Genomic DNA, 9,262 nt, shown 5'->3' with positions numbered 1-9,262 from the left:
TTTAATAAACTATTGAAAGAAATCAGATTTTGCACTACATGTGACGAACATGGGTGAACAATCTGGCGCGGATGTACCGCTTGCAAGACCGGTTTGCCGAGGCGGAGTCGTTGCTCAAACGCATCGTGGCGATCCGGGAAAAGGAACTGGGATCGGAACATCGCCAGGTGGCCATATACCTGAACAATCTGGCCATGTTGCATATGGATCAGGGCCGGTATGTCCTGGCGGAGCCGCTGTTCAAACGTGTCCTGGCGATCCGGGAAAAGGCCGTGGGACCGGAAAATACCCTTGTTGCCGGCACGCTGGTCCGTCTGGCAGAACTGTATGTCAGGCAAGGCCGGTATACCGATGCGGAGCCGTTGTTCGAGCGGACCTTGGCGATCCGGGAAAAGGCGTTGGGAACAGAGCATCCCAAAGTGTTTGATACCCTGAATGATTGGGCGGAGTCGTATCTGGTGCAGGGTCGGCATGAACAGGCACTGACCCTGTTGATGCGTGGTTTCCGGATTGCCAACAGCTTTCTGGAGCAAAACCTGTGGCAGGTGGGGGGAAAAACCCGCCGGTCCCTGGCCAAACAGGTGGACAATGAGGATATCTACCTCTCCCTGTTGAGTCACTTGCGCACGGAGGTGACGGCCCGGGAGGCTTTTGTCTATTCGTTGAGTCGCAAGGGGTTGTTGGCGCGTATGGCCGAGGAGGTCCAGGCGCTGATCCAGGCTGGAGGGGATTCGGAATTGCAGGAAAAGGCGGAACTCCTGGATACCCGCAAGAAGGAACAGGCAAAATTGTCGGCGAGCGGTTCGGAGCAGAAGCAACCGCAACTCGAACTGCTGAACAGGGAGATCGACACCCTGGAAGCCGAACTGAGCCGCAAGGTGTGGGCAGCGGGTCGGGGCAAAAGCGAGGTGACTCCGGAGCAGGTGTTGTCGGCCTTGCAACCCGGGCAGGTGTTGGTGGATTTTCTGGTGTATCGTGAACGTGATTTGCAAACTCTTGCCTACAAAGAGTTGCAGATCATTGCCCTGGTCGCCGATCCCCAGGCCAAACCGGCCATCCGGATGGTCAAAATCGGGGCGATGAATCCTGTTGCCAACCGGATAAAAGCCTATCGGGAGGCCAAGAAAGAGCCTGCAGCCAACAAGTTGCAGGAGGAGGAGTTGGCCAGGCAACTATATATCTCTTTGTGGGAGTCCTTGCAGCCGCTGTTGACGGGGAAGGAGACCGTCTATCTGGTGCCGTCCGGGATCCTGAATTCGCTCTCCTTCGAGGATCTCCAGGATGCGCAGGGAAAAACGGTGGGGCAGACCAGCAAACTGGTCACCCTGGCAACATCCCATGAAGCGGTGTTGCTTGCACAGGCCAAAGAGCGGTCATCCGGTGGTCAGTGATCACGTCCAATGCATATGCCACGCAATGAACGGCACCGCAGCCGGACGATTCTTGACAGCCTGGTAATCTGTGAAGGGAAAAGGGACCCGCACCACATCGAATTGCTCAAAGGTCACGGTAGGCTTCCTCGTCAGCCGTGCCACTCCATTCTGTCAGAGTACCTTCCAGCGCCCGCAGATAGTCCAGGTCCAGAGAGCGGATGTGCCGTACTCGGGCGGTACCATCGTCAAGAGCCTCCCAGACAATCTGGTCATCTGGCACCACATGGAGTGCGTCGCGAATCTTGCGAGGAATCGTGTGGCCTTTGGTGGTGGTCCTGGCAATGGTGTTCATGATCTCTCCCCAGGTCAGGAATGCATGATGGTCTTACCCTATACTGAAGCCTCAACCTGGGCAAGCAGACTGCTATGATATGGCTCTGATAATAATAAAAGCGCATGAAAAACGAATCAATCCAGCCTATCATGTTGCGGAGGAGGGGATCATGGTCTCGAATACCCTGCCTCCCGCCGGGGAGATTCTATTTTACCAGACCGAGGACGGTCGCACCTGGGTGGAGTGTCGCTTCGCGGAAGAGACCCTGTGGCTCTCCCGGGCTGTCAACACGCTGTAATCAGGAGGAGTCATGCCTGTTATTTCGATGTTTTACGGATTGATCATTCGCATGTTTTTTTTCGACACGGATCGACACCATGTATAGAGGGATGCTGCTGATGAACCCAAAAGTGGTTGCCGTGAAAGTGTATGAGCCGCATTCGCTGGTGTTGTCCTTTGCCAATGGGGAACGACGTTGCTTCGATGTTTCGCCCTATCTGGATAAGGGGATCTTCAGGGAGTTGCGTGATTTTGTCTATTTTCGATCCGTACAGACGGTGTCCGGGTTTGTCGCTTGGCCTCGCGGCCAGGATTTCAGCCCGGATACACTCTATTTGAGGAGCGTTCCTCTCTCTTCATCCCGTTGCGAGGGAAAAGACGCATGAAAAAATTGATCCTCAACGACCCGGTTCATGGTATCCGGGAATTCCTGGATTTTCCCGCCATAACCATGGAAGGCATCCGGGCAGCCATTGCCTTTGCTGCGACCGCTGCTGTTGAAGACCTGCCCTGGCCGGGTGTACCCAAGGTTGCATGAAAATCAAGCTCGACGAAAATATCCCATTCTGTTCAAGGAGGGATGACCATGTGGGAAGACACGAAACACACCGTTATGGTGCCCGGCAACGAACAAGGGTTGTGCGAACCAGACATGCAGGAAAAACGGGCTCGTGCCGAAGAGTGGGTCCGCAATCACCCGACCAGGGAGACCGATTTGGAAAAGCTCGAATCCGCCCTTGAGATCACTTTATGAACTATACAATTGAATATGAACAAGAAGAGGGAGGACGATGGCTGGCTGAGGTGATGGAACTTCCCGGTGTCATGGCCTATGGTTCGACGATGGATGAGGCCGTTGCCGGTGTCGAGGCTTTGGCTTTGCGTGTTCTGGCGGAACGTCTCGAAAGCGGTGAAGTGCGAGGGGAATCTTTTACAGTGTTGAAGGAATTTGTGGATGGACAAATCGTCCAGAGGCGTGACGGCAGCGTCAGCGAATCTATGCGCGAATTGATCTGCGCCGATGAGAAACTCAAGGCCAAAGAGCAACTTGAAGCAAAATTGTTAGAAGGTCTGAACAGTCCAGAACACGAACTTGGTCCCACAGAGTGGATTGATCTTCGCAAAGAGGCCATGGCTCTCCTGGAAGCCCAAGGGGTGCCGCGTTGAAGTCAAAAATCTACCAACACGAACGAGCGAGACGTGACATCATTGAACATTTTGTCTATTTGTCGGAAAATGCCGGTTTCGTTGTCGCCGAACGGTTCCTCACAAATACGGAAGTAAGTTTCAATGAAATGGCTTTCAATCCTCTGATAGGTTCCCCACTGGCCATGAAGAATCAGAAGCTTGCAGAGATTCGGAAATGGCACGTCAAGGATTTCGACAATATCCTGATTTTTTATATCCCGCGCCATGATGGCGTATCGGTCGTGCGCGTTCTCCATGCGGCTCAAGATTGGTGGAGTCTGCTTGATTCAACCACGACCTGACACGGTGCCTTCCTGATGGATCCGGGGTTTTCCCTGCGCAAAACGTTAGAAAAAAATCTCCCGAGGCGGTTTTTGCTTTTTGGATTGTTGCCATTCTGATACGATTCAGGTGATCGTGCTGCTTAAATTAAATAATTTTAAGCATCAACTGCCGTCGTTTAAGGAATATAAATACCATGCCAAAATTCGGAAGAATCCCCAAAAAAAGCTTGGCGGTGTTGGTGATCCTCCTGAGTCTGGGCGTAGATCAGGGCATTTCACCCGTGCAGGGTGAGGAAGCTGCCCCCGCATCGACTACGAGTGCAGCGAAACAGGAAATAGAAAAATTAAATCAACAGGTTGTGGAACTCTATCAAGCAGGCAGATATCAGGAAGCCGTCGAAATTGCAAAAAAATCAGTCATCCTGTCTGAAAAGGCACTGAGGCCGGATCATCCTGATGTAGCCAGCAGCCTGAACAATTTGGCGGCAATGTATCAGGCGCAAGGCCAATATGCCCAGGCCGAGCCGTTGTCCAAACGATCCCTGGCGATTCGGGAAAAGGCACTGGGGCCGGATCACCCTGATGTAGCCACCAGCCTGAACAATTTGGCGGCAATGTATCAGGTGCAAGGCCAATATGCCCAGGCCGAGCCGTTGTCCAAACGATCCCTGGCGATTCGGGAAAAGGCACTGGGGGCAGATCATCTTGATGTGGCTGCCAGCTTGAATAATTTGGCGGCATTGTATGAATTGCAAGGTCAATATGCCCAGGCAGAGCCGTTGTACAAACGATCCCTGGCAATCAAGGAAAAAAGAGTGGGGCCAGATCATCCTGATGTGGCTTTGAGCCTGAACAATTTGGCGGTACTGTATCAGGCGCAAGGCCAATATGCCCAGGCAGTGCCGCTGTCCAAACGATCTCTGGTGATCAGTGAAAAAAGAGTGGGACCAGACCATCCAGATGTGGCCAACAGCCTGAACAATCTGGCGGTACTGTACCAGGCGCAAGGTCAATATGCCCAGGCAGAGCCGCTGTTTAAACGCTCCCTGGCGATTTGGGAAAAAACACTGGGGTCAGATCATCCGGATGTGGCCACAAGTCTGAACAATTTGGCGGAACTGTATCGAGAGCGAGGCCAATATACCCAGGCAGAGCCGTTGTACAAACGATCCCTGGCAATCAAGGAAAAGGTACTGGGGCCAGATCATCCTGACGTGGCCACAAGCCTGAACGGTTTGGCGATATTGTATAAAGCGCAAGGGCTGTATGATCAGGCCGAGCCGTTGTACAAACGCTCCCTGGCAATCAAGGAAAAAGCCCTGGGGCCGGTTCACCCCTCTGTAGCCACCAGCCTGAACAATCTGGCTGAACTGTATCGAGCGCAAGGCCAACATGACCGGGCAGAGCCACTGTTCAAACGCTCCCAGGCGATCAAAGAAAAGGCACGGGGGCCGGATCATCCTTGACAGGGTCTTCAGCTTGAAGAATTCAACGATATTGTATCAGGTACAAGAACAGGGGCAGATGGAAACCTCAACCCGGGCAGATCGCCGTGATACGGCCCCGATAAAATAAGCGCATGAAAAATGAACCAATCCGGCCTATCATACGCGGAGGAGGAGATCATGGTCTCGAATACCCTGCCTCCCGCCGGGGAGATTCTATTCTACCAGACCGAGGATGGTCGTACCCGCTTGCAGGTCGTGCTGGACAACCAGGCCTTGTGGCTCAACCAGAAACAGCTTGCGGATCTGTTCGGCAAGGCCAAGTCTACCATCAGCGAGCATATCGACCATATCCTGGCCGATGGGGAACTGGAGGATGCGGCAGTTGTTCGGTTTTTCCGAACAACTGCCGCCGATGGCAAGCAGTACGATGTGGCCTACTACAATCTGGATATGGTGCTGGCTTTGGGTTACCGGGTACGGAGCGCGGCGGGGGTGCGTTTTCGTCAGTGGGCCAGTGACAAGCTGAAGGAGTACATCCTCAAGGGATTCGTGCTGGACGATGAACGGCTGAAGAACCCAGGCAAGGGACCGGATTACTTTGACGAACTGACCCGCCGCCTCCAGGACATCCGCACCAGCGAGCGGCGCTTTTACCAAAAAATCACCGATATTTACGCCACCAGCGTGGATTATGATCCGTCCCATCCCATGACCCAGGAGTTTTTTGCCACGGTGCAGAACAAGGTTCACTACGCCATCCATGGCCACACCGCCGCTGAGTTGATTGCAGAGCGTGCCAAGAGTACCCTGCCCAACATGGGGTTGACCAATTGGGAAGGGGCACGGGTGCGCAAAGCGGATGTGGTCATAGCCAAAAACTATCTGCACGAGGGTGAATTGCGCGCCCTGAACAATCTGGCGGAACAATATCTCATTTTTGCCGAATCACAGGCCGAACGGCGCATCCCCATGACCATGGATGACTGGATCAGGAAGCTGGAAGGGTTTCTGACCCTGAACGACCGGGAAATTCTGCAAGATGCGGGCAAGGTGTCGGCGCAGATGGCGAAAGAACATGCTGAGAGAGAATATGAAACGTTCCGTGTGCTGGCCGATCATCAACTGGAATCGGATTTTGACCGAATGGTGAGACAGCTACCCAGGCCAAAAAAGACATGAAACTCCATTTTGAATATTTCTGGATTTCTGTTGCCAAAATAATGGGAGAGCGGTATAAGAAGCCAGACTACCCTTGTGGTTTCGACCGCAAGTCGCGGGGCTTCTTCGGAGGCCCCTGCTTTTTTGGGGATCTCGGGGGATGACCATGTGGGAAGACCCCATCGTTGAAGAGGTTCGCAAGGTTCGGGAAGAACATGCCGCCCGGTTTGATTATGACCTGGATGCCATTTACAAGGATCTGAAGCGGCTGGAGCGGGAATCAGGACGGGAAATGGTGAATCTCAAACCTCGACTGGTCCAAGAAATTCGTGACTCATCCACGCTGAAACACGCCGCTGTGGTGCCCGGCAACGAACAAGGGTTGCGCGAACCAGAGATGCAGGAAAGACTGGCTCGTGCCGAAGAGTGGGTCCGCAATCACCCGGCCAGGGAGACCGATTTGGAAAAACTCGAATCCTCCCTTGGGATCACTTCATGAATTATTCAATTCAATATGAACAAGAAGAGGGATGACGCGAGCAAAGACATGACCATGGACTACAACGCCCGCATTGTTTGTGATCCGCACATTTGCGGTGGGGCACCGGTTTTCAAAGGAACCCGGGTTTTATTGCGCACGATCCTGGCCAGTTTGGCCGAAGGGGATGATCCCAAAGAACTTCTCGAAGATTTTCCCGCCATAACCATGGAAGACATCCAGGCAGCCATTGCCTTTGCTGCGACATGGATCCAGCAACTGGAGGAAAAACGATGACCATGGACCTTGTCGAAGAACTTCAGGTGAAGGTTCGCAACCTGCCCCTACTCCTGGCCAGAGAGGTGCTGGACTTTATCGGCTACCTGGAACACACCCATCGGCAGGATCAGGAACGGGATCCCTTGAAGTATGCGCAACTGGTCTCCATGCACAAGGTTTGGGACAATCCAACGGATGAGGCCTGGAATGACCTGTAAACCTGGCTTGCTGGTCGTGATGCCATTCCCTTTTGCCGACTTGTCCTTCAGCAAAAAGCGCCCGGTGCTGGTTCTGACTTTCCCAGACAAGTATGGAGATTTCATTGGGTTGGCCATTACTTCCGTTCCCACACACGAAAATGCCGTGCATCTTGAGCCATCTGACTTGATCAGTGGCGTATTGCCCCTGCCGAGTTGGGTACGTTTGGATAAAGTTTATACTCTCGGAACGGAGTCCATTACCCGCGAATTGGCGGAAGTTCATCCCGATGTCCTGGTCCGCATCATTCGCGGCACATGCGCGATAGTTGGTCTTGCATCGGCTGTCACCTGACTTTTCTCTCGTGTTTGGTCACAATAACGATACGATAATAATGCTGGCATGCCGGAGACAATTGTGAACTATACCATTGAGTATGAACAAGAAGAGGGGGGACGATAGCTGGTTAAGGTGATGGAACTTCCATGAAAAAAATCTCCCGAGGCGGTTTTTGCTTTTTGGATTGTTCCCATTCTGATACGCTCTAGGTGATCGTGCTGCTTAAATTAAATAATTTTAAGCATCAACTGCCGTCGTTTAAGCGAATATAAATACCATGCCAAAATCCGGACGCATCTCCAAAAAAATCCTGGCCGCGTGGGTGATCCTCCTGGGTCTGGGCGTGGGTCAGGGTATTTCAGCCGAGCAGAGTGAGAAACCTGCTCCCGCATCGGCGACGAGTGCAGAGGAACAGGAAATAAAAAAATTAAATCAACAAATTGTGAAACATTATCAAGCAGGCAGATATCAAGAAGCCATTGAAATTGCCAAAAAATTAGTCGTCCTGTCAGAAAAAGAAAAGGGGCCAGATCATCCTGATGTGGCCCTAAACCTGAACAATTTGGCGTCATTTTATCAAGCGCAAGGCCAATATGCCCATGCGGAGCCGCTACACAAACGATCTCTGGCGATCAGGGAAAAGGCACTGGGGCCAGATCATCCTACAGTGGCCCAAAGCCTAAGCAATTTGGCGATGCTGTATCAAATGAAAGGTCAATATGTCCAGGCAGAGCCGCTACACAAACGATCCCTGGCAATTTTGGAAAAGGTTCCATGGCCAGATCATTCCTCAGTGGCCACCAGCCTGAATAATTTGGCATTATTGTATCAATTGCAAGTCAAATATGCCCAAGCGGAGCCGCTGTACAAACGGTCACTGATGATTCGGGAAAAGGGACTGGGGACGGATCATCTTGATGTGGCCTTGAGTCTGAACAATTTGGCGGGACTATATCAATTACAAGGCCAATATTTCCATGCGGAGCCGCTGTCCAAACGATCTTTGGCAATCAGGGAAAAGGCACTGGGACCAGATCATCCTGATGTGGCCACCAGCCTGAACAATTTGGCGGAACTGTATCAAGCTCAAGGTCAGTATTCCCAGGCAGAGCCTCTGTACAAACGATCACTGGCAATCAGGGAAAAGGCATTGGGACCAGATCATCCTGGCGTGGCCACAAGCCTGAACGGTTTGGCAATATTGTATAAAGCGCAAGGGCTATATGATCAGGCCGAGCCGTTGTACAAACGCTCCCTGGCAATCAAGGAAAAAGCCCTGGGGCCGGTTCATCCCTCTGTGGCCACCAGCCTGAACAATCTGGCTGAACTGTATCGAGCGCAAGGTCAACCTGACCGGGCAGAGCCACTGTTCAAACGATCCCAGGCGATCAAAGAAAAGGCACCGAGGCCAGATCATCTTTGACATTTATAAGGATCCGAAGATGCCGACCTCTCCACACTCTGGAGCATCAGCGACAGCGCAACCAGGGCCTTTATGAACTCATTCTATGATCGTTTCCTGCTTTCGGCCATAGGCATGGGCTTTCCGAAAATGGGACCCAGTGGGCTGGATCCCTGGCAGGTTCAGGACAGAGCCTGCCTCAAAAGCTCAAGAAACCGCTCTCGGGTCATTTTGGCTGTACGCATATTGGCATGAATGATATCCGGGTCAATGTCCCGGGAAGAATGGGTTGGGATCACAACAGGCCAGATCACACCAGGCTTCAAATAAGAGCGGAATCCGCATTCCTTCGTGACGGCATCAATGGTTCCCATCTCGAAACATGTTGTGATGAATACACCCAATGCTTCCTTTATATTTTCAATGGCTTCTTTTTTTGTTTCTCCTTACCCCATCTTCGCAGCTTTTCCCATTTTTCGAGCTGCTTTTGAGATGATTTCAA

At 52.3% G+C, this 9,262-nt stretch carries 14 protein-coding genes and 2 pseudogenes; 15 read left to right on the top strand and 1 reads right to left on the bottom strand.

Annotated elements, in window-relative coordinates; genetic code table 11:
• Positions 1–71 precede the first annotated feature (71 nt).
• Positions 72–1,391 carry a tetratricopeptide repeat-containing protein gene (locus tag HQL65_19080; GenBank protein MBF0138340.1) on the top strand — a complete coding sequence of 440 codons (1,320 nt, stop codon included), beginning with the start codon at positions 72–74 and terminating at the stop codon, positions 1,389–1,391.
• Positions 1,392–1,497: 106 nt separating this feature from the next.
• Here the strand turns inward: HQL65_19080 and HQL65_19075 are convergent, their stop codons facing one another.
• Entirely contained in the window at positions 1,498–1,725 is a 228-nt protein-coding gene (locus HQL65_19075) for an AbrB family transcriptional regulator (protein MBF0138339.1), read from the bottom strand.
• A gap of 151 nt (positions 1,726–1,876) precedes the next feature.
• Between HQL65_19075 and HQL65_19070 the strand changes: the two are divergent.
• From HQL65_19070 to HQL65_19005, 14 genes and pseudogenes are all read left to right on the top strand, one after another.
• Positions 1,877–1,993: pseudogene (locus tag HQL65_19070) on the top strand (hydroxyacid dehydrogenase).
• Positions 1,994–2,105: 112 nt separating this feature from the next.
• Complete coding sequence (locus HQL65_19065) at positions 2,106–2,372, top strand: DUF2442 domain-containing protein (protein ID MBF0138338.1); 267 nt, start codon at positions 2,106–2,108, stop codon at positions 2,370–2,372.
• Complete coding sequence (locus HQL65_19060; protein MBF0138337.1) at positions 2,369–2,524, top strand: hypothetical protein; 156 nt, start codon at positions 2,369–2,371, stop codon at positions 2,522–2,524. Before HQL65_19065 ends, HQL65_19060 begins: the two co-directional genes overlap by 4 nt.
• Positions 2,525–2,572: 48 nt before the next feature.
• Entirely contained in the window at positions 2,573–2,740 is a 168-nt protein-coding gene (locus HQL65_19055) for a hypothetical protein (protein MBF0138336.1), read from the top strand.
• Positions 2,737–2,904: pseudogene (locus HQL65_19050) on the top strand (type II toxin-antitoxin system HicB family antitoxin). Before HQL65_19055 ends, HQL65_19050 begins: the two are co-directional and overlap by 4 nt.
• Positions 2,902–3,153, top strand: coding sequence for a type II toxin-antitoxin system ParD family antitoxin (locus HQL65_19045; GenBank protein ID MBF0138335.1), 252 nt, complete (start codon positions 2,902–2,904; stop codon positions 3,151–3,153). Before HQL65_19050 ends, HQL65_19045 begins: the two are co-directional and overlap by 3 nt.
• The gene (locus tag HQL65_19040; protein ID MBF0138334.1) at positions 3,150–3,476 is read left to right on the top strand and encodes a type II toxin-antitoxin system RelE/ParE family toxin; all 327 of its coding nucleotides are present in this window, start codon (positions 3,150–3,152) and stop codon (positions 3,474–3,476) included. The genes HQL65_19045 and HQL65_19040 overlap by 4 nt, the downstream gene beginning before the upstream one ends.
• A 176-nt stretch (positions 3,477–3,652) precedes the next feature.
• Positions 3,653–4,924, top strand: coding sequence for a tetratricopeptide repeat-containing protein (locus HQL65_19035; GenBank protein ID MBF0138333.1), 1,272 nt, complete (start codon positions 3,653–3,655; stop codon positions 4,922–4,924).
• 159 nt (positions 4,925–5,083) lie between these two features.
• Positions 5,084–6,085 (top strand): virulence RhuM family protein, encoded by a 1,002-nt coding sequence (locus tag HQL65_19030; protein MBF0138332.1) that lies wholly within the window; start codon positions 5,084–5,086, stop codon positions 6,083–6,085.
• Between the two features lie 139 nt (positions 6,086–6,224).
• Positions 6,225–6,563: a hypothetical protein gene (locus HQL65_19025; GenBank protein ID MBF0138331.1), complete on the top strand. Its 339-nt coding sequence runs from the start codon at positions 6,225–6,227 to the stop codon at positions 6,561–6,563.
• Positions 6,564–6,617: 54 nt separating this feature from the next.
• Positions 6,618–6,839 (top strand): DUF433 domain-containing protein, encoded by a 222-nt coding sequence (locus HQL65_19020; protein MBF0138330.1) that lies wholly within the window; start codon positions 6,618–6,620, stop codon positions 6,837–6,839.
• Positions 6,840–6,841: 2 nt separating this feature from the next.
• Complete coding sequence (locus tag HQL65_19015) at positions 6,842–7,039, top strand: hypothetical protein (protein ID MBF0138329.1); 198 nt, start codon at positions 6,842–6,844, stop codon at positions 7,037–7,039.
• Entirely contained in the window at positions 7,029–7,373 is a 345-nt protein-coding gene (locus HQL65_19010) for a type II toxin-antitoxin system PemK/MazF family toxin (protein ID MBF0138328.1), read from the top strand. The genes HQL65_19015 and HQL65_19010 overlap by 11 nt, the downstream gene beginning before the upstream one ends.
• 262 nt (positions 7,374–7,635) lie before the next feature.
• Positions 7,636–8,781 carry a tetratricopeptide repeat-containing protein gene (locus tag HQL65_19005; protein MBF0138327.1) on the top strand — a complete coding sequence of 382 codons (1,146 nt, stop codon included), beginning with the start codon at positions 7,636–7,638 and terminating at the stop codon, positions 8,779–8,781.
• Positions 8,782–9,262: the final 481 nt, after the last annotated feature.

The organism is Magnetococcales bacterium, assembly GCA_015228935.1.
In the GTDB taxonomy this organism is placed as follows: Bacteria; Pseudomonadota; Magnetococcia; order Magnetococcales; family DC0425bin3; genus HA3dbin3.
The sequence above is the reverse complement of the archived record's forward strand: the minus strand, read 5'-3'. Positions and strand labels throughout refer to the sequence as shown.